This window comes from Malaciobacter pacificus, assembly GCF_004214795.1.
Classification (GTDB): Bacteria; Campylobacterota; Campylobacteria; order Campylobacterales; family Arcobacteraceae; genus Malaciobacter_A; species Malaciobacter_A pacificus.
The window spans coordinates 1897767-1921430 of sequence record NZ_CP035928.1; the positions used below are offsets into that span (position 1 = coordinate 1897767).

Consider the following 23664-nt stretch of genomic DNA (forward strand, 5'->3'; position numbering starts at 1 on the left):
CTTTTGTGATAATATAATTACTTAAAATAAATAAAGAATAAGGCTTGCCTTGGATAATATTGCTTTAGAGTACAGAGACCCACTATTTGGTGTCATAATTCTTTTTACTTTAATTTTTCTTATATCATTTTTCACATATTCTTATGGTCTTTATAAAGAGAGACTTGCAAGAAAGGAATATAGAAAACTATACAAAAGATTTGAACTAGGAAAATTAAAAGAAGAAGATTATGTACATTTATATAAAACATATAATTTACCCTTTGACTCAATTCTACTTTTAGCATCAACTTTTTTACATAAAGGTGATTATAATAAAGCGATTAATGTTTATCTTACATTACTTGAACACGTAAATGACAGGGTAAAAAAAGAGGAACTTCTAGAACATTTAGGAATTACATATTTCAAAGGTGGATTTCTTCAAAGATCTAAAGATATTTTTTTAAGAATATTAAAATTTTCTCCTAGAAATAAAAAAGCATTAAATCATTTACTAATAATTTATGAAAAATTAAAAGAGTTTGATAAAGCAAAAGAGGTTGTAACTTGCCTAGAAGAGTTAGAAATAGATAAATCAAAAGATATTATATATTTAAAAGCATTAACAATAATTAATGACCCAATAATGTCATATGAAAAAAAATCGGATAGACTTTTTGAAATATACAAAGAAGATACTATTATTGAAAGAATAGTTATATCTTTTTTACTACAATTCAATAAACAATTTTTTTGGGAAAATGTAGAAAAATTTGATTGTGAAAAAGTTATAGATTTGATGTGGTATTTAAATTTTGATGATATTAACTTTGATAAAGTTATTAAAAATGATTTTCTTGTTGAATTGTATAATGCAAAAGGATATTTAAAAACAAAAGATCATAGTAATGATTTTGATTTAGATATATTAATCTTAATAAATAAACATGAACACAAAATTGATGCCTCATTAGACTTTGAATTTATTTGTACATCATGTAAACATTCACATCCAGTTTTTGACACAAGATGCCCACACTGTCACTCTATTTTATCATTTGATGTAAAACATCATTTAAGCAAAGGATATTATGAAGCAAATCAATCTTTACAGTGATGGTTCTTCACTAGGAAATCCAGGACCAGGTGGTTGGGGAACAATCTTAGAGTACAAAGGGAAAGAGAAAGAGCTAAGTGGTGGTCAAGATAACACTACAAATAATCAAATGGAATTAAAAGGTGTTATTGAAGGACTAAAAGCATTAAAAGAACCATGCAATGTTCATGTTATATCTGATTCATCTTATGTAGTAAAAGCTATCAATGAATGGCTAGTTGGGTGGGTAAGAAATAACTGGCGAAATGCTAGTAAAAAACCTGTAAAAAATGTAGAACTATGGCAAGAATATCTTGAAGTTTCTAAGCCACATAATGTAACAGCGACATGGGTAAAAGGTCATGATGGACATGAGCATAATGAAAGATGTGATATACTTGCAAGAACATTTGCGGAAAATTTAAAAAAGGAGAAAAATAATGAGTGATTATTCACAATTAGAGAGGTGTTTGGGTTATCAGTTTAAAGAAAAAAATCTGATAATCGAAGCACTTACGCACAAAAGCTTTAAAAAGCCATATAATAATGAAAGATTAGAGTTTTTAGGAGATGCTGTTTTAAACTTAATAGTTGGAGAATATCTTTATAAAAAGTTTCCAAAATCTAATGAAGGTGAATTATCTAAAATAAGAGCTAGTTTAGTAAATGAAACAGGATTTACTAAACTTGCAAAAGAGATAAACCTAGGAGATTATATCTATATTTCTAGTGCTGAAGAGAGAAATAAAGGACGAACAAAAGCTTCAATACTTTCTGATGCTTTTGAAGCTATTATGGGAGCAATTTATTTAGAGTCAGGACTTGAAGTATTAAAGCCAATAATATTAAAACTACTTGAAGAATCTTATGACAAAATCAATTTGGATGTATTATTTAGTGATTATAAAACTGCTCTTCAAGAGATAACTCAAGCAAAATTTGCTTCAATTCCAGAGTATAGAATTGAGGGTTCATATGGACCTGATCATAAAAAAGAGTTTGAAGTTTCAATTTGGATTGATGGACAAACTTATGGAACAGCAAAAGGAAAAAGTAAGAAATTAGCACAACAAGCAGTAGCAAAAATAGCTATTGATATATTAAAAGGTGAAGAGAAATAATGAATACATTTGGACATAGATTTAGATTTACAACTTTTGGAGAATCTCACGGTAAAGCCCTTGGTTGTATTGTCGATGGAGTACCTGCTGGAATTAAAATTGATGAAGAGTTTATTCAAAATGAAATGGATAGAAGAAAACCTGGAAAAAATAAATATGCAACAGCAAGAAAAGAAGGTGATGTAGTTGAAATACTTTCAGGAGTTTTTGAAGGCTTCACTACTGGTACTTCTATTGCTATGGTAATTTTCAATGAAAACCAAAAATCAAAAGATTATTCAAATATAAAAGATCTTTTCAGACCCGGACATGCTGATTTTACATACTTTAATAAATATGGAATTAGAGACTATAGAGGTGGTGGAAGAAGTAGTGCTAGAGAAACAGCAGCTAGAGTAGCAGCTGGAGCAATTGCAAAACTAATGTTAAAAGAACTTGGAGTTAAAATTCAAAGTGGTATTTGTGAAATTGATGGAATTAGTGCAGAAGAGTTTGATTTTTCAAATGTAGCAGGTTCAGAAATTTTTGCCTTAGATAAAAATGTAGAGCAAGCTCAAAAAGATGCAATAATGGCTGCAAAAAACAAACACAATAGTGTTGGTGGTGTTGCACTAATCAATGTATCAAATGTTCCAGTAGGTCTTGGTGAACCACTTTATCATAAACTTGATTCTCAAATTGCAAATGCAATGGTTAGTATCAATGCAGTAAAAGCCATAGAGATTGGTGATGGAATCCTAGCTTCAAAAGTTAAAGGATATGATAATAATGACCAAATAAGAGCTAATGGATTTAAATCTAACCACAGTGGTGGAATGCTTGGTGGTATTTCAAATGGTGAAGATATTAATGTAAAAGTATACTTTAAAGCAACTCCATCAATTTTTATAAAACAAGAGACAATAGATATTTATAATCATGAAGTTGATTGTGAATTAAAAGGTAGGCATGACCCTTGTGTTGCCGTTAGAGGAAGTGTAGTAGCTGAATCTATGATGAGTTTAGTATTAGCTGATATGGTTTTACTAAACATGTCTTCAAAAATAGAAAATGTTAAAAAAGTATATAACTAAAATAATATTACTTTTTCTTTGTAAAGGCACTATTGCCTTTGCAACTTCTAATATACAAAAACTAAAAATTGCATATCCTAATCATATAAAAGAGATAGCTGAAAATAAAATCATCTTTCATGATAATAGTGCTTTATTATTTGATGACAAAAAAGAAAAAAACTTTTTTAAAAAGTTAATTAATCCTTCTTTAAAAGATCAAATGAGCATTAAATATACATCTGTTTTAGAAAATGAAAACTACATACCAAAAAAAAATGAAGACCCAGGAAGAATAAGAAATTATCAATTTTTCAAAAAAATATATGGTGCAACCCAAAAAGAAATAAAACAAAACCTCATAAAAATAAAATGGATGCCACAAACTATAAATAAAACTTTATATGTTACTACAGTTAATAATATACATGAAAAACTTAAAAAAGTCTCTAATGAACTTGATAAATTAAGTCCTGAATTAAAACAATTTGTTAATAATCCTGCTGGTACATATAAACACAGAGAAATAGCAGGGACTAATAGATTAAGTATGCATAGTTATGGAATTGCAATAGATATTAATGTTAATAAATCGCACTACTGGAAATGGGATAAAAAAAAGAATAAATTCAAACATAAAAACTTGATTCCATTAAAAATTGTAAAAATTTTTGAAAAAGAAGGTTTTATTTGGGGAGGTAGATGGTTTCACTATGATACTATGCATTTTGAATACAGACCAGAACTTTTAATTAATTAATAGTTATTTAATCTTTTTTAATTATAATTTCAAGCATAAAGCAACTCTTTGGTCAAGGGTTGCTTTTTTTATACTTACTTCTTTGGCATTTGTGCTAAATAGTCTTTATACTTAAGTTTATCTAGCTTTTCAATTTTTTCATTTACTTCATCTAGCATTTCTTTTTTATAAGCACTTACTTTCTTTCTAACTTCTTTTGACTTAACGCCAATCATTTGTGCTGCTAAAATACCTGCATTTTTTGCTCCATTAACTGCAACAGTAGCAACAGGAACTCCACCAGGCATTTGAACAATTGATAATAAAGAATCCATTCCTTCTAAGCTAGAACCTTTTACAGGAACACCTACAACAGGTAGTGCAGTCATAGAAGCAACCATACCAGGTAAATGTGCTGCACCACCAGCACCAGCTATAATAACTCTTAATCCTCTTTTTTCTGCTTTTGTAGCATAATTTACTAACCTTTGAGGAGTTCTGTGTGCTGAAACAACTGTAACTTCATAAGAAATACCAAATTTTTCACACATTTGTGCTGCTGCACTCATAACTGGAAGATCTGAATCAGACCCCATAATAATTCCAACTAATGGTTTACTCATACTTCTTTGCTCCCTTTTATTTTTAAGATTTGTTTTGCTTTATTCGCTTTATTTAATGCCTCATTAATATCATCATCTAATACAGTAACATGTCCCATTTTTCTAAATGGTTTCGTAAATGATTTTCCATAAAAATGGAATGATAATTCAGGAATCTCTAAAGCATCATGAATTCCTTCAATAAATGGTTCACCTTCGTACCCTACTTCACCTAATAAGTTTATCATAACTGCTGGTGAAATTAATTTAGTTGAACCAAGTGGTAAGTTTGTTACTGCTCTAATGATTTGTTCAAATTGAGATGTTGCACATGCCTCTACTGTATAGTGTCCTGAGTTATGTGGTCTTGGAGCAATTTCATTAACTTGAACTTCTCCTGATTTTGTAAGAAATAATTCAACACCAAAGATTCCAACACCATCTAAAGCTTGAATAGCTTTTATAGATACTTCAATTGACTTCTCTTCAATCTCCTTAGAAATGTTTGCAGGGGCCATAACTGAATCACAGATGTTTACTCTTTCATCAAATAGCATTTCAACTACAGGGTAACATTTAATTTCACCTTCAATATTTCTAGCTACTATTATTGCAAGTTCTTTATCTATATCAACCATTTCTTCTATAAAAGATTCAGCTTGTATCGCTTTTGTATTTGCATCTTCTTGACTTTTTAGTACTTGAACACCTTGTCCATCATATCCACCAAGTTTACTCTTTTGAACAACAGGGAAGCCAAAAGAAGCTAAGTCTTCAGGAGTTTTTACATCTTTATAAGCTGGAACAGGTATACCTTTTTCATCTAAAAGTTTCTTTTGTTCATATTTATTTTGTATTAGTTCCATCACATAAGGAGAAGGAGCTATACTGTGTCCATTATCAAATAACTCTTTTAAAATAGTTGTATCAACATGTTCTAATTCAAAGGTAGTAACATCGCTTTCTTGTACTAACTGCTCAAGTTTTTCTTTATCATAAAAACCACCTATTATATGTTTATCTGAAACTTGCGCTGCTGGACAATTAAATGTTGGGTCAAGTATAGTTACATGGAAACCCATTTTTTTTGCTTTTTGAGACATAATTTTACCAAGCTGTCCCCCACCAATAATTCCTAGTTTTAAATTAGAATAATTAAAATCTTTGTTCATTTATCAACTCTTTTAAATTTAAATTTTTATTGCAATAACATTACATCAGTAATAATACACTTGCCACCATGTCTTTTTATAAAGCTTCTAACATCTTCAATCATATTTTTAAACTTTTCATCTTCACAAACTGTAAAAATATAACTATTACTTCCAACATCAGTAACTTCATCGGCAGTTTTTAAGCCATGACCACCACAACCTTCAATGTCCCTAATAATTGTGTAGCCAGTAATCTCTTTTTTTGCAAAAAGGTCTAATACCCTTTTTATATAGATTGATTCTACAATTATTTCAATTTTTTTCATACCTTTCATATTATCCCCACAAATGATTAATTAAAAAATAGTAAAGCGGTATCCCAAGTGAAATATTAAATGGGAAAGTAATGGCTAAACTTAATGGCAAATAAATACCTGGATTAGCTTCTGGAACTGATAATCTCATAGCTGCAGGTACAGCTATATAAGAAGCACTACCACTTAATAATGCTAACAAGAAGGCATCACCTTTTGATAATTCAAAATAATAACCTAACGACATTGCTATAAGGGCATTAAAGATTGGCATAATAATTGCAAAACCAATTAGAAAAAATCCAAGTTTCTTTAACTCATAAATTCTTTTTGCAGCAACTAATCCCATATCTAATAAAAAGAATGCTAAAAATCCTTTAAATAATACTCCAAAAAGAGGTTCCATTGAAGTCCAACCTTTTTCTCCAGTTACAACTCCAATAAACAATGCTCCCATTAGTAAAAAAACAGATGGATTTAAAAAAGCTTCTTTAAAAATTTCTTTTAAACTTGTGTTTGAGTTATCTTTTGTATCATCTTTTTTATTTAACATTGCTGCAAAAATAAGACCTATAACAATTGCTGGAGATTCCATTAATGTCATAGCTGCAACCATATAACCACCATATTCAACTCCAATTGTTTGAAGATATGTTATACCTGTTATAAATGTAACTGCACTAATAGAACCGTATGTTGCAGCTAAAGCGACACTATTGTAAGAGTCTAATTTTGTTTTTAATATAAAAAAACTATAAATAGGTACTATTATAGCCATAAGTATGGCTAAACCAAGTGCTTTAAAAACGTCAAAATCTATACCACTTTTAGATAATTCATAACCACCATGTAAACCTATTGCAATTAAAAGATATAAAGAAAAAAACTTAGGTAGGGGCTGAGGAATAGAAAGGTCTGATTTTAAAAAAACAGCTAACATCCCTAAAAAGAAAAATAAAATAGGTGGATTTAAAATATTTTGTAAAATCAAATCAATATTCATAATATTTATCACTCTTGTTTAAAAATTTGAAGATTGTACCTAATTTTTGATAAACAGCCCATTAGGCTATACATATTGACTATAAATCTACTTCAATTCATGTTTTAATTCTTCTAGTTTTGCTATTCTATCTTCTGTTGTAGGATGAGTTCTAAATAATCCGCTTAAGTTTGATTTTAATCCCGAAAAAGGATTTACAATAAACATATGAGCAGTCTGCTCTGTTGCATTATGAATTTGTCTTCCACTTTTTGCATATCTGTCAAGTTTTGCTAAAGCAGATTGTAAGCCTGAAGGATTACCAGTCATCCTAGCTGCACCTTCATCTGCCATAAATTCTCTATTTCTACTCACTGTCATTTGTATTATTGATGCAGCAAGCGGTAAAATAATAGCCATAATAATCATAATTATTGGATTTGAACTCTGTCTATTATTTCCAAACATTGCACCAAATTGCATCATATTTGCAATCATTGCAATAGCTCCTGCAAAAACTGCAGCAATTGTTCCTATTAATATATCATAATGTTTAATGTGTGATAACTCATGAGCAATTACACCTTCAAGCTCTTCTTCATTTAACATTTCATATAAACCCATTGTAACAGCAACAGCAGCATTTTCATGATTTCTTCCCGTAGCAAAAGCATTTGGTGTATGATCAGGAATTAAATAAACTTTAGGCATAGGTAAGCCTGCTTTTAGTGTCAACTTTTCAGTAATTTTATATACAGGATGTCTTCTATCTTCAATTGGTGTAGCATTATAGTGTTTTAAAACTTGTTTATCTGAATAGTAATATGCATAAAAATTCATGCCTGCAGCAATTAAAAATGCAATTAACATACCACTTGTTCCTGCAAAAGAGTAACCCACAAAAACAAATAATACAGTTAAAGTTGCTAATAAAAATACAGTTTTAACTTGCTCCATATTAAATCTCCTAATTGTTTTTAATATATTATCAAAATATGAGTCAAAAGTTTAATTAAAAAATCTGTTATTAAAAATATTTTATTTAAAAAAAAGCAAAATTAATTTAAAATCTAAGTACTAAATTAAGAAGAGAAGATTAATGAAAAAGCTTTATATAGTAAGACATACCCAAAAAGAAGATATCAATAGTAATACTGACGATTATGATAGAGAGTTAAGTAAAGAAGGAATAGAAAGTGCAAATGCAATTGCACAATTAATTGCAAATAAAAATGAAAAAATTGATTTAATTGTTGCAAGTCCAGCTATTAGAACAAGAACAACTGCTGAAATAATTGCTAAAGAGATAAATTATAGAAAAGCTGTAATGTATAATGAAGTTTTATATATGGCATTTGTAAATGAGTTATTAGAAACTATTACATACACATTTGATACAGTAAATACAATGGTTTTAGTTGGGCATAACCCTTCATTAACAGCATTAGCTGTAACTTTAGTAGGATTTAAAGAAAAGTTTGAAATGGGTGCTATTATGGAAATAGTATTTGATTGTGATACTTGGATTGAGGTATCTAAAGAGAATGCTAAATTAATATCTTATGAAATTGCAAAAGTTTAGGAAGTAAATTACTTTCCTAAACAAAATTCCCCAAACATTACATCTAACATTTCATCATTTTCATATGGTCTTGTTATTGTTGAAATATTCTCTAATGCTTCAGTAATATAGTGTGCAAAAAACTCTAACTCTCCACCTTGAAGAGGCATAACTGATTGTTTAATATTATGAAGAGTATCTTCAACTGAGTAAACTTGTCTTTTAGAGATTAAAGTCATTTCATCACTATGAGTATTATTGTCTAATATTGATTCTATTTGTTTTACTAAGGGATTAATATCCTCTTTTGTTGATATTTCTATAAAATCCTCAATTAAAGATTTATCAAATTTATTTTCTAAATCTGATTTATTTAATACTTTTATTATCTCTTTATGAGAATTTTCTTCTAGTAGATTTATAATTTTTTCATCTTCACTATCACAAATTTTACTATTATCAAATAGTGAAATTACAATATCTGCTTCATTTATAGCTTCAATTGATTTTTCAATTCCGATTTTTTCAATAACATCATCTGCATTTCTAATTCCTGCAGTGTCAACTATTTTGATAATATGAGTTCCTATTTTTACTGATTCCTCAATAGTATCTCTAGTAGTTCCTGCAATATCTGAAATAATAGCTCTATCATAGTTTAGAAGTTTATTAAGTAGCGAAGACTTACCAACATTTGGTTTTCCAACAATTGCAACTTTAAAGCCTTCAATCATTCCTTCTCTTCTTTTACTAGCTTCTAGTGTATTTTCTAATTTAACTATTATTTTATCCATCTTATTTTGGATTTGCTCATAAATATCATCAGGTAAGTCTTCTTCAGCATAATCAATTGAAACTTCAGTATATGCAAGCATAAATAGTAAGTCTTCTCTAATATCATTTACAAAGTTAGTAAGTTCACCTTTTAATTGTCTTGCTAATAATTTAACAGCATCTTCACTTCTAGCTTCAATAATTTTTGAAATTGCTTCAGCTTTTGATAAGTCTATTTTATTATTAAAAAATGCTCTTTTTGAAAATTCACCTGGATTTGCTAATCTTGCACCATGTTTTATAACTTCATTTACTACTATGTTTGCAATAGCAACACCACCATGACATTGAAACTCTACAACATCTTCACCAGTAAATGAAAATGGTGCTTTAAAATATAAGATTAAGGCTTCATCTATTACTTCATTTTCTTTATCATACAAAGCACTTAATGTGGCAAGTCTTGGTTGAAATTTTTCTTTTTTTGTAATTTTGTAAGCTATATCAAGAGCATTTGCTCCTGACAATCTAATAATTGATATTGAACCAATCCCATTAGCTGTTGCAATTGCAACTATTGTACTATCATCAAACAATTTATACTTCTTTAGATCTGTACTCATTTACAAGTACATATTTATCGCCTCTAACATTTGTTTTAACTGCAACATATTTATCAGGGAATTCATCTCTTAATCTCTTAAGAGCGATATGAACTAAAATACCATCAAGTGGTTTTGTTTTAAATGTGCCTTTTTCTTTAATAACTTCAATAACAGGTTCTAAATAGTTATGAATTGCATCTTCTTGGTTTTTTAAAAACTCTGCTACTTCAAGTCTTAACATTAGGCCATATTTTTCATTTATCCAATTAAATAAAATATAAGATAAAGCTTTATATCTATAACCTTCTTTACCAATTAACAGTGCACTATCACTTCCTGTAAATTCTATATATACAGTTTCATCGTCATAAAACTCAACTTTAATATCATCAATTCCATAACAAGCATCTGCAAATAAAGTGTTAATACCCTCTTTTATCTCTTTTAAGATAATATCTTTATCTTTTTTTACTACAATTTTTGAGATTTCACTTTGAGATTTTTCTTCATTATAAAAATTATCAAATATTCTATCTTTTGATTTAATTTTTGGTGTTTCAAAACTTTTGATTTCTTCTTCTATATTTTTTGTTTGATTATTAGATGTTTCAATTCTTTGAGAAACATCTTCTATGTGTATATCTTTTTTTTCAAAAGTTTTTGATTTTAAATTCTCTTTATAAACCTTGCAGTCATCTTTATAACAAACTTGAATAATTGCACTTTTTTTACCAAAACCAAGAAAGCCTTTACTTGGTTGTTGTATTATCTCAATTTCTAAATCAGTAATCGAGCAAGTAAACTCTTTAGTTGCTAACTCATATACTGATTCTAGACAATCTGCTTCAAACTTTTTCATTTTGGTTTCCTATTTTTTTAAAACTCTTTGTTTTTCAAAGATTTTATTAATATAGTACTGTTGAGCAATTGTAAATAAGTTATTTACAAACCAGTATAACGTTAATCCTGCTGGGAACCATAAGAAGAAGAATGTAAAGATTATTGGTAACATTTGGAAAATCTTCTTTTGCATTTCATCTTGCATTGTGTTTGGTGTAATTTTTTGTTGGATAAACATTGTAACACCCATTAAAACTGGTAATACAAAATATGGATCCATCTCTGCTAAATCTTGTACCCATAAAATCCACTCAGCACCTTTTAATTCAATTGCATTTAATAAAACTCTATAAATAGCAAAGAATACTGGAATTTGTAAAATTAATGGTAAACAACCACCCATAGGATTAGCACCATGTTTCTTATATAATTCCATCATATGCATAGATTGTTTTTGTTTATCATCTTTATATTTAGTTTGGATCTCTTTCATTTTTGGAGCTAGTTCTTTTAGCTTATTCATAGAAACCATACCTTTATATGATAAAGGATATAACACTAATTTAACTAAAATTGTTAGAATTACAATTGTCCATCCCCAGTTTCCAACATATCCTTGAATAAACTGTAATAATAAGAACATAGGCTTAGCAATAAAAGTAAACCAACCATATTCGATTACATCAGTTAATTGTGGATTTAAAGCCTCTAAGTCTTTGAAGTTTTTAGGTCCCATATATCCAGAAAATGCAATTCCATTTCCTCCATGAATAAATGCTTGTGGGTTACCTTCATTATCAGGCATTAATGATAGTGCTAATGATTTTTCAAAATTATAAACAACTGTTGCATAATATCTATCAAAATTAGATACAAACTTAATTCCAACATAATTTTTAGTATTATCTAAATCACCATCTTCTGTTAACTCCATAGTTCCATCATTTAATTTTAAATATAAACCATGGTCTGCATACATATCTGCTAACACATTTGGTCTAAAACCATTTGTGATAAAGAATTTCTTGTCATTAGTACTATTTACTTCAAGATCATAATGACCATTAGGATAAATAGTAAATGTTTTAGTAAGAACTGTTTCACCTAAGTTTTGAGTAAGAACTAATGTTTGCTTATTTTGTGTTGCATCAACACTTGATGATGTTGTAGAAGATGCAATTTCAAATGCTTTTTTGTTTATATTTGTATCTGCAAATCTAACCTCTAAAGGTCTTAATTGGTTAGCTTCGAAAAGTTTAATTTGATTACCTTGCTCATCTTTATACTTTTCTTCTAATAGTGTCACTTGAGCAACTCTACCTAAAGTATCTATTTCAATAATATTTCTTTTTGTTTTAATAACTGTTAATATTTCTGAAGATGCAATTGCTTTAGATGATAATGCTTGAACTGATTTTGACATATCTACAGGATTTCCTGTAGGATCAGTTTGTACCATACCTTCAACTACATCAGGTGTTGCTTTTTGAGTTTGTTCAGTTTTAGCTTGTGCTGCTTTAGCTTCTTGTTGAGGCTTTAATACTAAAAACTCATATGCTATAAAAAATACAAAAACAACTAATGTCATAATTAACATTCGTTTTTGCATACCATTATTTTGATTAAGGTTGTTGTTCATTATTCTTTTTCCACTCCCGATTTTTTACTACTAAATACTTACCATTTTCTAATGGAATATACCAATATTTTATTTTGATTTTTTCAAAATTTATATCTGGATTTTTTTTCAACTTTATAATTGGATAGTCAAAGCCACCATCAAAAAGTTGATTACATTTTAATACGCGTGTAATTGTAAAATAAATAGCCTTAAAAAAAGTATTATTATCTAGTTGCCATAGGGCATATTGAGAACAAGTTGGGTAATATCTACATGATCCAAAAGATATTATACTTAGGTATTTTTGATAAAATCTAACTAAATATTTAAATAAGCTTTTCATTTATTTTAAAAGTTCTAATCTTTTTAGTGCAAAATCAAAATCTTTTTTTAATTTTTTAAAGTCATTATCATTGATTTCATTTTTCGCTACAAAAATATAGTTGCCAGGTATTATTTTATTTTCATAAGTATTAAATAAAGCTCTCATACGTCTTCTAGCTTTATTTCTCTTAACTGCATTTCCTATTTTTTTTGAAGTAACAAATCCAGCTTTAATTGTATTTTGAGAATTAAAAAAAGCGACAAATGAGCTAGTATGCCATTTTTTGCCGCTTTTATATAACTTGTTAAAGTCTTTTGAAGAATTAAGTCTGTGATTTTTGCTTAAACAGCTAATCTTTTTCTACCTTTTGCTCTTCTTGCTTTAATAACTCTTCTACCATTTTTAGTAGACATTCTAACTCTAAATCCGTGAGTTCTTTTTCTCGGAGTGTTATGTGGTTGATATGTTCTTTTCATCTTAGTATTTCCTCTATTTCACTAATTAAGTCGTGGATTATAATTAATTGTAGCTTAATATTTCTTTATATTTTAAATAAATACTATAAAATATGGTATTAATTTTAAGAAATATTAACTATTACCTCATCGTTTACTACATTAAACTCAACTTTACTACCCTCCCCTATTTTATCTTCTAAGATTAAATCTGCCAACTTATCTTCAACAATTTCATATATAGCTCTTTTAAGAGGTCTTGCACCATATACAGGGTCAAATCCTATTTTTGCAATATACTCTTTTGCACTATTAGTTAAATTAATTTCAATATCTTTTGAAGCAACTTTTTTCTTGATACTTCCAAAAAGAATATTTACAATATTTGTAATAGCTTCAAGTCCTAATTGTTCAAAAATTACAATATCATCAAGTCTATTTAAAAACTCAGGTCTAAAGTAAGCTTTTAAATCATCCATTACAGCTTTTCTTCTCTCATCTTTATCTGATATCTCAATAATTTTTGCACTTCCAAGATTTGAAGTTAAGATTATAATAGTGTTTTTAAAATCAACTGTCACACCTTTGTTATCTGTTAATCTTCCATCATCTAATACTTGTAACAAAATATTAAATACATCAGGATGTGCTTTTTCAATCTCATCAAATAAGATTACACTATATGGTTTTCTTCTAACTGCTTCAGTTAATTGACCACCCTCTTCATATCCAACATATCCAGGGGCTGCACCAATTAATCTACTTACTGCATGTTTCTCCATATATTCACTCATATCAAATCTAATTAAAGCTTTCTCATCATCAAATAAAAATCTTGCAAGTGTTTTAGCACTTTCTGTTTTACCAACACCTGTTGGTCCTAAGAACATAAATGAACCTACTGGTCTTGAATCATCAGATAATCCTGCTTTATTTCTTTTTATCGCTCTTGAGATTGCTTTTAATGCTTCATCTTGTCCTACAACATCTTCTTTTAGAACTTGCTCAACTCTAAGAACTTTTTGTTTTTCAGAATCCATCATTTTATTAACAGGAATTCCAGTCCATCTAGAAACAATACTTGCGATTGCTTCTTCATCAACACTATTTCTTAAAAGTGTTCCTTCACTTTGCATTTGATTCCATTTTTCTTGGTTCTCTTTTATCTTTTGCTCTAATGCAGGAATTTCACCATATTCAATAGATGCTGCTTGCTCAAAGTTAGACTCTCTTTTTGCTCTCTCAGCTTTCCCTTTAAGTTCATCAATTTTTGCTTTTAATGAACTTTCCGCATTAAAAGTCTCTTTTTCATTTTGAAACCTAGCTTCTAGATTTTGTTTTTCTTCATTTTTATTTGCTAACTCCTTTTCAATCTCTTCTAACCTATCACTATTCTTTTTAGATTTTTCCATCTTTAATGCTTCTTTTTCTACATTAAGTGTTTGGATTTCTCTTTTTATAGTAGAAAGCGCAATTGGCTCAGATTCTATTTGCATTTTTAACTCTGCTGCTGCTTCATCAATAAGGTCAATTGCTTTATCTGGTAAAAATCTATCTGTAATATATCTATCAGATAATTTAGCTGCACTAACTAATGCACTATCATTTATCGTTACATTATGGTGTGTTTCAAGTCTCTCTTTTATACCTCTTAATATTTGTAAAGCTTCATTTACACTTGGCTCATCTACATTAACTGGTTGAAACCTTCTTTGCATAGCTGCATCTTTTTCAAAATACTTTCTATACTCTTTTAATGTTGTTGCTCCAATAGTGTGTAACTCACCTCTAGCTAATGATGGTTTTAAAATATTTGCTGCATCCATACTTCCTTCACTAGCTCCTGCTCCAATAATAGTGTGGATTTCATCAATGAAAAGAATTATATTTCCAGCTTTTTTTACTTCATCAATAACTGCTTTTAATCTATCTTCAAATTCACCTCTATATTTAGCACCTGCTATTAGTGCACTCATATCTAAACTTACTACTTTTTTATTTTGTAAACTTAGTGGTACATCTTTATTTACTATTCTTTGAGCTAGACCTTCTGCAATTGCAGTTTTACCAGTACCAGGTTCTCCTAGTAAGATTGGATTGTTTTTTGTTTTTCTAATAAGAATTTGCATCATTCTTTGAATTTGCTCATCTCTACCAATAACTGGATCAAGTTCCCCATCAATTGCTCTTTTATTTAAATCAATTCCATACTTACTTAAAGCTTCTAAATTATCATCAGAACTTTTAGAATCTATAGTTTGCCCTGCTCTCATAGCTTCAAGATTTTTCTTTGCTTCACTTAAATCTATATACTTACCTAAAACATCTTTTAGTACTTGATTTGAAAGATTTGCCATTAGCCATGTATCAATAGCTATAAACTTATCTCCCTTACTTGTCATAAGTCCTTCAGCCCCTTGAATAGTTGCTAAGAAATTTCGAGATAACTTAATATTCTCTTTTGTTACACTTGAAACTTGAGGAAGTTTGTTTGCGTATGATTTTGCTTCTAGTTCAATTGCAGCTTTATCAACATTCATTTTATTTAATAATTGATTTAATACTGAATTTGTGTTTGTTAATAATGCCCATAAAAAGTGAATTACATCTACTTCTTGATTTTTATTATGCAATGCAAGTGAAACTGATGAATCAATTACCTCATGCATTTGGTTTGTTAATTTGTCAAAAATATTATTACTCATTTAGCACTCCTATACTTTAATTGCTAATAATATTGTAGCACCTTTAGTATATGTTTGTCAAGTCTATTATATATTTTTAACAAAATTTAGTGTAAAATCGTTTTATATATAAGGAGTCTATGTGAGTTTGTGTGGAATTGATGAGGCAGGCCGAGGTCCAATTGCTGGACCTTTGAGTGTAGCAGGTGCTATATTTATAAATGAAATAGAAGAGTTAGATGACTCTAAAAAATTAAGTGAAAAAAAGAGAGAAGAACTTTTTGATAAAATCAAAGAAAACTGCCATTATCATATAGTATTTAAAAGTGCTAAAGAGATAGATGAGCGAGGAATAAGTGCTTGTCTAAAAGAATCTATAAAAGAAATTATGGAAACTTTAAAAGATAAATGTGATGAGTTCTTAATGGATGGAAATACCTCTTTTGGAATAGACACACTACAACACCTAATCAAAGCAGATGCCACTATCAAAGAAGTAAGTGCAGCTTCAATTTTAGCAAAAGTTAGCCGTGATAAATATATGAATGAAATTGCACCAAAATATAAAGAGTATGATTTTGATAAGCACAAAGGGTATGGAACAAAGGCCCATGTTGAAGCTATCAAAAAATATGGTCGAAGTGATGAGCATAGAGTTACTTTTAGATTAAAAGCTTTAGGAGAAGAAAAAGGAAGTGGTGTACAAAAAAGTCTATTTTAGACTTTTTTGGTTTATTTACTAACTTCCCCAATATAATTCTCAACTGATTTAATTTTTTGAGTCATTCTATTTTCATGATTTGGTCTTATGTCAAAAGTAATAGTTGAGTAAACTCTTGTACAACCTGCTTCCTCTAAAACCTTATAGCAATTTCCTATTAAAATTAAAGCATCGCTCATCTGTTCTGTTTCAATAATAGTGCACATTGAAGTTAGCTGATAGTTATGACCACTATTTCTAATAACTTCAATAACTTTTGAAACATATTCTGACTTACTTTCGCTTTTATCAGTTGGAAACATTGCCATTTGAACTAGAACACTCATAAAAATCCTTTTTTACTATTTAATAATGATTGGTAACTTTCCATACAATGCATACATACTTAAATAATTCCATAAATCAGACATTGTAGTGTTATTCTTATATGAAATATCTAATCCACCTCTAGCTAGAGTATGGTATGTTTTAATTTTAAAAGGCTTAAACTCTTTTGATAATCCATTATATTCACTTAAATCATTTAAAGAGATATATCTTGTTTTATCATTTTTAGATAATACCTTGATTGCCCAAGAATCACCTGAATTAAAAAACTCAACTATGTCATTTTCACCAACAATTCTTTCAACTTGTTTTGTGTTAATATCATAAACTTGTAAAGATTTTTCATAAGATATAAATCCAGTTGAAGTTCCACCAACAAAATAAATTTTATTATCTACTACACCAACCATAAGCATTGCATAAAATTTTCCAGTATTAGTTCTAACATATTCTTGTAAATTATTTATATAAATACCTTTAGCTTCATTCTTAAGAATATAACTTTTAAAATTTTTATTTAATTTATCATCTTAACTTTCGCACGTTAAATTGATTAAAATTGTAGCTAAATCTCCCTAAAACATTACTCCTTTAGTTAATAATCTTATCCTTGTTGACATAAAAATAATTTAGTTGTTTTTCTATGATATTTTTCTATTTTGAACTCTCAATAAAGCCCTTAAATAGGCACTTTTAGCTATAATATCTATTATATTAAAGGGTAAGAATGCAGATAGAATCCAAGATCATCGGTATTATAAACGATAAGTTAAAAAATCCAATCTATGAAACATTACGTTTGTTAAATATGAAAACTATTTTAACCAAGAGCAATTTTTCTAAAAAAGAGGGAGTTGCTGTTCATATGGTTGTATTACATTTTGTATATATGCTGGTTATGAATAAAAAAATATCAACCTTTATGGATCAAAGTAATGATAGTTTCAAAAAAGATGTATATTATCGATTACTTTCCAATACTTCTTATAATTGGAGAAAACTATTATCTCTTAGTTCTTTAAAGATCTTATCACTACTTCATAAAGTGCAAGATTCAAAGCTAGTAAGAGTTCTTATACTTGATGATACTGTTGAAGATAAAGTTGGTAAAAATATAGAGGGAAGTTGTGACAACCTTTGGAGCAATAAAGCAAAGAGAAAAATCAGAGGTGTAAATGTTGTATCACTAAACTATAGTGATGGTTATTCAAATTTTATGTTGGACTTTGCAATTGCTATGAACAGTTATGCAAGGGTAAAGATAGAAGAGTTTACAAATATTATTGATCATCGAACCAATGCACATAAGCGAAGATTGGAAAGCTTAAAAGGGAAATCACAAATTGCTATAGAGATGATTAAAAGAGCAGTAGCTAGTGGTATATATGCAGATTATCTGCTTGTAGATAGCTGGTATTCTAAACCTGTATTTATAGAAACTATGAATGAACTTGGATTGCAAGTCATTTCAAGAATGGTAAACAATGACAGGATATGGAATTTTACAGGAGAGAAAAAGACCCTTGATGGCATCTATAACAAATTTAAAAAGCTTAAATCTATCAAGATGGGTCAATATGGCAAAAAGATAAAGTTTGAGTATTTTTCAACCATAGTTGAACATAAAAAAGCTGGTAAATTAAAAATTGTTTTTATAAAAACAAAAGAGAATTTAATACCAATCGTATCAACCAATCTTATACTTAGTGATGAAGAGATTATAGATATTTATAAAAGACGATGGGATATAGAACAAGGGTATAAAGAACTTCGTGAACACTTTGGATTCGGAAAAGAAGAGAATCGAATCTATGAAGCTTTGATAGCCAGAATTACACTATCTTTTTTTACATACAATGTTGTTAGCTATATAAATCGTATCAGCAATGAACCTAAAACAATTGGTGGATTGTTTAAAGATTTAGAATGTGAACTTCATACTCTAGCAATAGCTATGCAAGCATTTTTAGCTATTTTAGATGAGATTGCAAAAATTGAAGAAGTTGTCAATAGAAATGAGGATTTTACAGCTATCATTGATCTATTAAGAGATGTGACTGGAAAATTGCTTGGTTTTAGGTGCGAAAGTTAAGTTATCATAATTACCACTAATATCAAATTTACTATATGTAGTGTTTCTATCAGCTGTTAAAACCTTATTTTCCATTGGTAAATTATAATAATTTAAAGGTACATTTTTATTTGAACTACCAACACAACCACTAAAACCTAATCCAAAAATTGTTGCAATTGAAAGATTTAATATAACTTTTTTCACTTTTTTCCTTATTTTTTCATTTCATATATTTTATAAAATAGAAAATTCTTGAACTTTTGTTTCTATAATCATAGCTAATTCAGAATTTTAGAGATTATATATTTATTTATCTTAAAAATAATTTTGTATATTCTTTATACAAACTCTACAAAATATACTCATTTTTTTAATCAATTTTTCAAAATATTTTGTTATTATTAAAACCAAATATTTTATTAAAGGATTAACATGCAATTAGATGTATCTCCTGAAGTTTTATTATCACAACTTGGGTATTCAAAAAGTGAATCTTCACTTGCACAAGCTGAAAAAATGATAAGTTCTACTTCAAATTTTGATAAATTCTCAAAACATATATTTTCATTAAATGACCATTTAAAGAAAATGAATGCATATGTAGGATTATCAAATAAAACAGATTACTTAAAAATTAAATGTGATGAAAATGATGCAGATGAAATTTTAGAAGAGTTTCATGAAGAAGTAAATCACTGGGCAAATAAATATAACGTAAAATTAGAGAAATTAGATAATAAACCTATTTACTACATCTTAGGTACACACTAAAATATTTTAGTGTACCTATGACAATATGGAATTTTTCCATTTCTTTCATAATAATCTTGGTGATAACTTTCAGCTTCATAAAATGGAACTATTTCGTATAAGCTTGTAGCTACTGAATATCCCATATCAGTTAATATTTCGATATATTTAACACAAATCTTTTTTTCTTCTTCATTAGAATAAAAAACAGCAGATAAATATTGACTACCAATATCTGGACCTTGACCATTTGTTTGTGTAAAATCATGAGTTTCAAAGAATTGTTTAACTAACTCTTCATAAGTCACTTCATTTTCATCATATTCAATTTTAACTACTTCTAAATGTCCACTAAAACCTGTACAAACCATTTCATAACTTGGATTTTCAATATGTCCACCCATATAACCTGAAACAGCGGATTTTACACCTTTAAAATTTTCAAAAAAATACTCAGTTCCCCAAAAACAACCTGAAGCAAAATATGCATATTTCATCTAATATCCTTTAATATTATATTGGCAATTTAATTGTAAATTCTGCACCTGTATACTCTTTTTGTCTATATTTATAAGAGACATTATTAACAAATATCTCCCCTTTCATATTATTAATAATAATATCTTTTGTCATATATAAACCTATTCCAGTTCCTAAGTTTTTATCTTTTGTTGTAAAGTGTGCATCAAATATATTATCTATAATATTAACTGGAATTCCTTTTGCATTATCTTTAATTTTTATAACAATTTTATAATCTTCTTTGTAGACATCAATAAATATAAACTTATCTTCTATATCATCTTTTTCTAAAAATGCCTCATGTGCATTATTTATTATATTTATCAAAACTTGAACTAACTCATTAAAATAGCCATACATCTCTACATCTTCAAAATTTTCAATAAATTTAACATCACTTTTCTTACTAACTGAAATTAATAATTTTTGAGTTTTTTTATAAATATCTTTTATTTTGAAGTGTTCTTTTTTCTTGTTATGTCTTAAAAAGCCCCTAAAATCTTCAATTGTATCTGATAAGAAAACTGTTGAATCAACAATTTGCTTCATTGTATCATTTATAGATTTCTCATCTAAAGTTTTTAATTGGCTTTGTAAAAGGATAAAGCTTGCATTTGTACTTATTGCACTTAGAGGTTGTCTCCATTGATGAGCTATATTATCTAACATTTGGCCCATTATTGCCATTTTGGATTGATTATGGATTATTGATTCTTGTTCTTTATTTTTTGAAACTTCTTCTTTAATTTTATCAAAAAGTTCATTATTTAATTTTATTAACTCTTTTGTTTTTTCTTCAACTTTTGATTCAAGTTTTTCATTAATTCTTTTTGTTGATTTAACTTTCATTTTCAATAATATATTTTTTGTATTCAATCTATATAAATAGTAAACTAATAAAAATAAAACTAAAGAAATAACTATTAAAATAGCTAAAAATGTCTTTGATGTATAAAATAGATTATTACTAGACTTTAATACTATTTCTAGTTCACTATTAGGTATTTTCTCTATAAAAGAGTTTTCTTTAATCTTAAAATCTATTTTTTCTAAAGATAATATATTAAAAAACTTATTTTCATATTTGAGAGCCACTTGCAGATTATAAAAAACAACCCGTAATTTAAGCTGATTTAAATTTTAAAAAGTTGAATCAAACTTCAGATAAGTTATAATTTTTTACTACAAAAATTTAACAGAAGAGCGATTCAACTTATGGAAATTATTCTACCAAAAATATCTTCAAGTCTATCTAAAATGTGGACTAAGGTTTTAAATCTTGAAAATTCACTTTTTCCTTCTTTGAAAAGAGAGCTTCAATTAGAAGAGTTGTCAAATAAAGAGCAAAAGCTTATTAAGATATTAGACTTTGCTGCGATTGAAAAAAATATCACTGTCGTATCTATTACAAACACTCCAAAGCATAGAGAAGAGATTGCACGAGCATTTATTGCAAAGAGTGTTTACAATATCCAAACAACCAGAGACCTTATCGATAGACTTCATAGTGATAGAACGCTGAGGATCTTGTGTGGGTGGAGATATAAAAACGATATTCCAAGTGAGTCTAAATTTAGTAGAGTCTTTAAGGAGCTCAGTGAGCTTAAAATTGCACAAAAGACGCATGAGCAGTTTGTGAAGGAGTATCTAAGGGATACACTCTTTTTTTATAATGCAAGTGATGCAACAAAAATACCACTGAGAGAAAAACCTGTAAAAGTTGAAAAAGAAAAGTTTAAACCAAAAAGAAGAGGACGACCTAAAAAAGGTGAAACAAGAGAGCCTAAAACACCCAGTATCTTGCAGCAACAAGAAGATATGAAAACCACAAAGCAGATGCTATCTTTGGTATCAACGCAGTGTGGAGTTGGAAGAAAACAGAATTCCAAAGGCAACTTTGAAACATGGATAGGAGGGAAACTCCATATCAGTGTAGTAGATGGAGATATCCCTATTACTGCTATTTATTCAGGGGCAAATGTTCATGATAGCTCAGTAGCACTTCCTCTTATAAACGAGACAAGCAAAAAAGTATCATATCTTTATGACTTACAAGATGCAGGATACGACAGCAATATTATCAGAGATTTTTCCAAAAAACTAAATCATAGACCGCTTATTGATATCAATCCGAAGAACTCCAAAGAGTTAAAAGGAAAAATTCAACTTATAAAAGATGAAAAAAAGAAATTTAAAATTCTAAACCTTACTCAAAGTTTAGATACCCATCACTATAACCAAAGAAGTATGGTTGAGAGAGTCAATAAATACCTCAAAGAAGACTTTGGATGCAGTAATATTTATTATAAAGGAGCTACAAAAGTAGCTTCTGTTTTAGCATTTGGTATTTTATCAGTTTGTATTCATCAGAGTTTGAAACTGGTAACATAACTTTTAGCTAAAAACACTAAAAATTAGCCATTTTTAAAACTCAACCATCAAGCACGCACCCAATAATAGTTTTTTATCTAAAATTGACCCATAAAGCGGTAAAATGATTAAAAGTTTAAAAGATCTGCTTGATAAGCTTAGTAGGTTTACAAATTCACTAGTTTATGATGGTGGAATTTGCAAGCGGCTCTTGAAATAAAATTTTTCTAATTTATCCTTTACAAAAATTTTATAATCAAAAATGGCATTTGAGTTTAATTTAAAAATTATTGTTCCAACTTTTTTATTTGATAAATAAATAGACTCTATGATAAAAAACTCTAGTTTATTTTTATCATCTTTTATTAAAAGTGTTGCATTTTTATAATCATTTTTTCTATATTCAATCACTTCTAAAGGGATATCTGAATTTATCAAGTTAATATCACCATCTAAAATCAGAAAATCTTCAAAAATCTTTTTATCACTAAACTCTCGATTATTAATAAATGTATTAAGTTGATCGTTCATTTTTATTATGTTCGCTTTTAAGCCATATTCTAATGACATACCTAAAGCCTTATTTAAAAAATAAGAACTAACAACTCTGCTCCTTGCAATAATATTAGTATACTCTTGAGAAATTGTAAAAAAATTATTGACGTTATGTAGTATGTTTGATAACTCTAAAGAAGCTTGTTTCTTCTCATTTTCTATGATTCTATTTTGACCAAAACTAATAATACTAAATATTAATGCAATATATGCAAAAAAGATTAATACTAAAAGTAAAAAAGATTTGTTTATTAAAAACTTATTTAAAATGGCTATCTCCTACTTAAAAAAATCATCAAAATAGTAAAATACTGAAGGATAATATTTATGAACTAATCTATTATATGTTCCATCATTTTTTATTATCTCAAAGAATTTATTAAACTCCTTAACTTTCGCACGTTAAATTGATTAAAATTGTAGCTAAATCTCCCTAAA

General features: G+C 28.2%; 28 protein-coding genes. 10 read left to right on the forward strand and 18 right to left on the reverse strand.

All coding sequences use genetic code 11. The features are described from left to right. The first annotated feature begins 49 nt into the window (after positions 1–49). Genes APAC_RS09575 through APAC_RS09595 form a run of 5 tightly spaced genes read left to right on the forward strand, consistent with a single transcriptional unit; the run spans position 50 to position 4011 of the window. The gene (locus tag APAC_RS09575; protein ID WP_130233887.1) at positions 50–1099 is read left to right on the forward strand and encodes a tetratricopeptide repeat protein; all 1050 of its coding nucleotides are present in this window, start codon (positions 50–52) and stop codon (positions 1097–1099) included. Beyond that, a complete protein-coding gene (gene rnhA / locus APAC_RS09580) occupies positions 1074–1526 on the forward strand; it encodes a ribonuclease HI (RefSeq protein ID WP_130233888.1) in 453 nt (150 codons plus the stop codon). Before APAC_RS09575 ends, rnhA begins: the two co-directional genes overlap by 26 nt. Beyond that, entirely contained in the window at positions 1519–2199 is a 681-nt protein-coding gene (rnc, locus tag APAC_RS09585) for a ribonuclease III (RefSeq protein ID WP_130233889.1), read from the forward strand. The genes rnhA and rnc overlap by 8 nt, the downstream gene beginning before the upstream one ends. Beyond that, positions 2199–3272, forward strand: coding sequence for a chorismate synthase (gene aroC / locus APAC_RS09590; RefSeq protein ID WP_130233890.1), 1074 nt, complete (start codon positions 2199–2201; stop codon positions 3270–3272). The genes rnc and aroC overlap by 1 nt, the downstream gene beginning before the upstream one ends. Then, positions 3250–4011 (forward strand): M15 family metallopeptidase, encoded by a 762-nt coding sequence (locus APAC_RS09595; RefSeq protein ID WP_130233891.1) that lies wholly within the window; start codon positions 3250–3252, stop codon positions 4009–4011. Before aroC ends, APAC_RS09595 begins: the two co-directional genes overlap by 23 nt. A 74-nt stretch (positions 4012–4085) precedes the next feature. On the opposite strand, the gene purE is transcribed toward APAC_RS09595, so the two are convergent. The 5 genes from purE to htpX form a co-directional block, all read right to left on the reverse strand. After that, positions 4086–4613, reverse strand: a complete 528-nt coding sequence (purE, locus tag APAC_RS09600; RefSeq protein ID WP_130233892.1) for a 5-(carboxyamino)imidazole ribonucleotide mutase — start codon at positions 4611–4613, stop codon at positions 4086–4088. Continuing rightward, positions 4610–5764 carry a 5-(carboxyamino)imidazole ribonucleotide synthase gene (locus APAC_RS09605; protein WP_130233893.1) on the reverse strand — a complete coding sequence of 385 codons (1155 nt, stop codon included), beginning with the start codon at positions 5762–5764 and terminating at the stop codon, positions 4610–4612. The genes purE and APAC_RS09605 overlap by 4 nt, the downstream gene beginning before the upstream one ends. A 26-nt stretch (positions 5765–5790) precedes the next feature. Beyond that, positions 5791–6081, reverse strand: a complete 291-nt coding sequence (locus APAC_RS09610) for a P-II family nitrogen regulator (protein ID WP_130233894.1) — start codon at positions 6079–6081, stop codon at positions 5791–5793. A gap of 1 nt (position 6082) precedes the next feature. After that, positions 6083–7063, reverse strand: coding sequence for a sodium-dependent bicarbonate transport family permease (locus APAC_RS09615; RefSeq protein ID WP_130233895.1), 981 nt, complete (start codon positions 7061–7063; stop codon positions 6083–6085). Positions 7064–7150: 87 nt separating this feature from the next. Further along, positions 7151–7999, reverse strand: coding sequence for a zinc metalloprotease HtpX (htpX, locus tag APAC_RS09620; RefSeq protein WP_130233896.1), 849 nt, complete (start codon positions 7997–7999; stop codon positions 7151–7153). A 142-nt stretch (positions 8000–8141) separates the two neighbouring features. Here htpX and APAC_RS09625 point away from each other — a divergent pair, with 142 nt between their 5' ends. Continuing rightward, complete coding sequence (locus APAC_RS09625; RefSeq protein WP_130233897.1) at positions 8142–8624, forward strand: SixA phosphatase family protein; 483 nt, start codon at positions 8142–8144, stop codon at positions 8622–8624. An 8-nt stretch (positions 8625–8632) separates the two neighbouring features. Here APAC_RS09625 and mnmE read toward each other — a convergent pair whose 3' ends face one another. The 7 genes from mnmE to APAC_RS09660 all read right to left on the reverse strand — a co-directional run bounded on the left by mnmE (position 8633) and on the right by APAC_RS09660 (position 15928). Beyond that, positions 8633–9973, reverse strand: coding sequence for a tRNA uridine-5-carboxymethylaminomethyl(34) synthesis GTPase MnmE (mnmE, locus tag APAC_RS09630; protein ID WP_130234623.1), 1341 nt, complete (start codon positions 9971–9973; stop codon positions 8633–8635). A gap of 1 nt (position 9974) precedes the next feature. Next, a complete protein-coding gene (locus tag APAC_RS09635; protein ID WP_130233898.1) occupies positions 9975–10841 on the reverse strand; it encodes a Jag N-terminal domain-containing protein in 867 nt (288 codons plus the stop codon). A gap of 9 nt (positions 10842–10850) precedes the next feature. Further along, positions 10851–12461, reverse strand: a complete 1611-nt coding sequence (yidC, locus tag APAC_RS09640; protein WP_130233899.1) for a membrane protein insertase YidC — start codon at positions 12459–12461, stop codon at positions 10851–10853. Further along, entirely contained in the window at positions 12445–12786 is a 342-nt protein-coding gene (gene yidD / locus APAC_RS09645) for a membrane protein insertion efficiency factor YidD (RefSeq protein ID WP_130233900.1), read from the reverse strand. Before yidD ends, yidC begins: the two co-directional genes overlap by 17 nt. Then, positions 12787–13122, reverse strand: a complete 336-nt coding sequence (gene rnpA, locus APAC_RS09650; RefSeq protein WP_130233901.1) for a ribonuclease P protein component — start codon at positions 13120–13122, stop codon at positions 12787–12789. Further along, positions 13110–13244 (reverse strand): 50S ribosomal protein L34, encoded by a 135-nt coding sequence (gene rpmH, locus APAC_RS09655; RefSeq protein ID WP_130233902.1) that lies wholly within the window; start codon positions 13242–13244, stop codon positions 13110–13112. The genes rnpA and rpmH overlap by 13 nt, the downstream gene beginning before the upstream one ends. 104 nt (positions 13245–13348) lie before the next feature. Then, positions 13349–15928, reverse strand: coding sequence for an ATP-dependent Clp protease ATP-binding subunit (locus tag APAC_RS09660; RefSeq protein ID WP_130233903.1), 2580 nt, complete (start codon positions 15926–15928; stop codon positions 13349–13351). Between the two features lie 121 nt (positions 15929–16049). Between APAC_RS09660 and APAC_RS09665 the strand changes: the two genes are divergently transcribed. After that, positions 16050–16628: a ribonuclease HII gene (locus tag APAC_RS09665; protein WP_130233904.1), complete on the forward strand. Its 579-nt coding sequence runs from the start codon at positions 16050–16052 to the stop codon at positions 16626–16628. 11 nt (positions 16629–16639) lie between these two features. On the opposite strand, the gene APAC_RS09670 is transcribed toward APAC_RS09665, so the two are convergent. Together APAC_RS09670 and APAC_RS09675 are read right to left on the reverse strand one after the other, a co-directional pair. Next, on the reverse strand, positions 16640–16954 hold the full coding sequence (locus APAC_RS09670) for an MTH1187 family thiamine-binding protein (RefSeq protein ID WP_130233905.1): 315 nt from the start codon (positions 16952–16954) through the stop codon (positions 16640–16642). A 15-nt stretch (positions 16955–16969) separates the two neighbouring features. Next, positions 16970–17365: a hypothetical protein gene (locus APAC_RS09675; RefSeq protein WP_130233906.1), complete on the reverse strand. Its 396-nt coding sequence runs from the start codon at positions 17363–17365 to the stop codon at positions 16970–16972. A gap of 317 nt (positions 17366–17682) precedes the next feature. Between APAC_RS09675 and APAC_RS09680 the strand changes: the two genes are divergently transcribed. Next, complete coding sequence (locus APAC_RS09680) at positions 17683–19047, forward strand: IS4 family transposase (RefSeq protein ID WP_130232179.1); 1365 nt, start codon at positions 17683–17685, stop codon at positions 19045–19047. Here the strand turns inward: APAC_RS09680 and APAC_RS09685 are convergent. Beyond that, entirely contained in the window at positions 19000–19233 is a 234-nt protein-coding gene (locus APAC_RS09685) for a hypothetical protein (protein ID WP_130233907.1), read from the reverse strand. The two genes, APAC_RS09680 and APAC_RS09685, sit on opposite strands and share 48 nt — an antisense overlap. 228 nt (positions 19234–19461) lie before the next feature. On the opposite strand from APAC_RS09685, the gene APAC_RS09690 reads away from it, so the two are divergent. Next, a complete protein-coding gene (locus tag APAC_RS09690) occupies positions 19462–19800 on the forward strand; it encodes a hypothetical protein (RefSeq protein WP_130233908.1) in 339 nt (112 codons plus the stop codon). On the opposite strand, the gene msrA is transcribed toward APAC_RS09690, so the two are convergent. Both msrA and APAC_RS09700 read right to left on the reverse strand, forming a co-directional pair. Next, on the reverse strand, positions 19797–20276 hold the full coding sequence (gene msrA, locus APAC_RS09695) for a peptide-methionine (S)-S-oxide reductase MsrA (protein WP_130233909.1): 480 nt from the start codon (positions 20274–20276) through the stop codon (positions 19797–19799). The genes APAC_RS09690 and msrA overlap by 4 nt on opposite strands. Positions 20277–20292: 16 nt before the next feature. Beyond that, positions 20293–21396 (reverse strand): sensor histidine kinase, encoded by a 1104-nt coding sequence (locus APAC_RS09700; RefSeq protein ID WP_130233910.1) that lies wholly within the window; start codon positions 21394–21396, stop codon positions 20293–20295. Between the two features lie 120 nt (positions 21397–21516). Between APAC_RS09700 and APAC_RS09705 the strand changes: the two genes are divergently transcribed. After that, positions 21517–22692, forward strand: a complete 1176-nt coding sequence (locus APAC_RS09705) for a transposase (RefSeq protein WP_130232576.1) — start codon at positions 21517–21519, stop codon at positions 22690–22692. Positions 22693–22854: 162 nt separating this feature from the next. Here the strand turns inward: APAC_RS09705 and APAC_RS09710 are convergent, their stop codons facing one another. Then, positions 22855–23241 carry a hypothetical protein gene (locus APAC_RS09710; protein WP_130233911.1) on the reverse strand — a complete coding sequence of 129 codons (387 nt, stop codon included), beginning with the start codon at positions 23239–23241 and terminating at the stop codon, positions 22855–22857. Positions 23242–23664 lie beyond the last annotated feature (423 nt).

Bases quoted from the DNA above. Each gene is read 5' to 3' on its own strand.
- APAC_RS09615 (WP_130233895.1), bottom strand. From the start codon at position 7,063: ATGAATATTGATTTGATTTTACAAAATATTTTAAATCCACCTATTTTA.
- APAC_RS09680 (WP_130232179.1), top strand. From the start codon at position 17,683: ATGCAGATAGAATCCAAGATCATCGGTATTATAAACGATAAGTTAAAA.
- APAC_RS09710 (WP_130233911.1), bottom strand. From the start codon at position 23,241: ATGTCATTAGAATATGGCTTAAAAGCGAACATAATAAAAATGAACGAT.
- APAC_RS09670 (WP_130233905.1), bottom strand. From the start codon at position 16,954: ATGAGTGTTCTAGTTCAAATGGCAATGTTTCCAACTGATAAAAGCGAA.
- rnc (WP_130233889.1), top strand. From the start codon at position 1,519: ATGAGTGATTATTCACAATTAGAGAGGTGTTTGGGTTATCAGTTTAAA.
- htpX (WP_130233896.1), bottom strand. From the start codon at position 7,999: ATGGAGCAAGTTAAAACTGTATTTTTATTAGCAACTTTAACTGTATTA.
- purE (WP_130233892.1), bottom strand. From the start codon at position 4,613: ATGAGTAAACCATTAGTTGGAATTATTATGGGGTCTGATTCAGATCTT.
- yidD (WP_130233900.1), bottom strand. From the start codon at position 12,786: ATGAAAAGCTTATTTAAATATTTAGTTAGATTTTATCAAAAATACCTA.
- APAC_RS09610 (WP_130233894.1), bottom strand. From the start codon at position 6,081: ATGAAAGGTATGAAAAAAATTGAAATAATTGTAGAATCAATCTATATA.
- APAC_RS09605 (WP_130233893.1), bottom strand. From the start codon at position 5,764: ATGAACAAAGATTTTAATTATTCTAATTTAAAACTAGGAATTATTGGT.
- msrA (WP_130233909.1), bottom strand. From the start codon at position 20,276: ATGAAATATGCATATTTTGCTTCAGGTTGTTTTTGGGGAACTGAGTAT.
- aroC (WP_130233890.1), top strand. From the start codon at position 2,199: ATGAATACATTTGGACATAGATTTAGATTTACAACTTTTGGAGAATCT.
- APAC_RS09635 (WP_130233898.1), bottom strand. From the start codon at position 10,841: ATGAAAAAGTTTGAAGCAGATTGTCTAGAATCAGTATATGAGTTAGCA.
- rpmH (WP_130233902.1), bottom strand. From the start codon at position 13,244: ATGAAAAGAACATATCAACCACATAACACTCCGAGAAAAAGAACTCAC.
- APAC_RS09690 (WP_130233908.1), top strand. From the start codon at position 19,462: ATGCAATTAGATGTATCTCCTGAAGTTTTATTATCACAACTTGGGTAT.
- APAC_RS09675 (WP_130233906.1), bottom strand. From the start codon at position 17,365: ATGGTTGGTGTAGTAGATAATAAAATTTATTTTGTTGGTGGAACTTCA.
- APAC_RS09660 (WP_130233903.1), bottom strand. From the start codon at position 15,928: ATGAGTAATAATATTTTTGACAAATTAACAAACCAAATGCATGAGGTA.
- APAC_RS09625 (WP_130233897.1), top strand. From the start codon at position 8,142: ATGAAAAAGCTTTATATAGTAAGACATACCCAAAAAGAAGATATCAAT.
- APAC_RS09595 (WP_130233891.1), top strand. From the start codon at position 3,250: ATGTTAAAAAAGTATATAACTAAAATAATATTACTTTTTCTTTGTAAA.
- rnhA (WP_130233888.1), top strand. From the start codon at position 1,074: ATGAAGCAAATCAATCTTTACAGTGATGGTTCTTCACTAGGAAATCCA.
- yidC (WP_130233899.1), bottom strand. From the start codon at position 12,461: ATGAACAACAACCTTAATCAAAATAATGGTATGCAAAAACGAATGTTA.
- APAC_RS09705 (WP_130232576.1), top strand. From the start codon at position 21,517: ATGGAAATTATTCTACCAAAAATATCTTCAAGTCTATCTAAAATGTGG.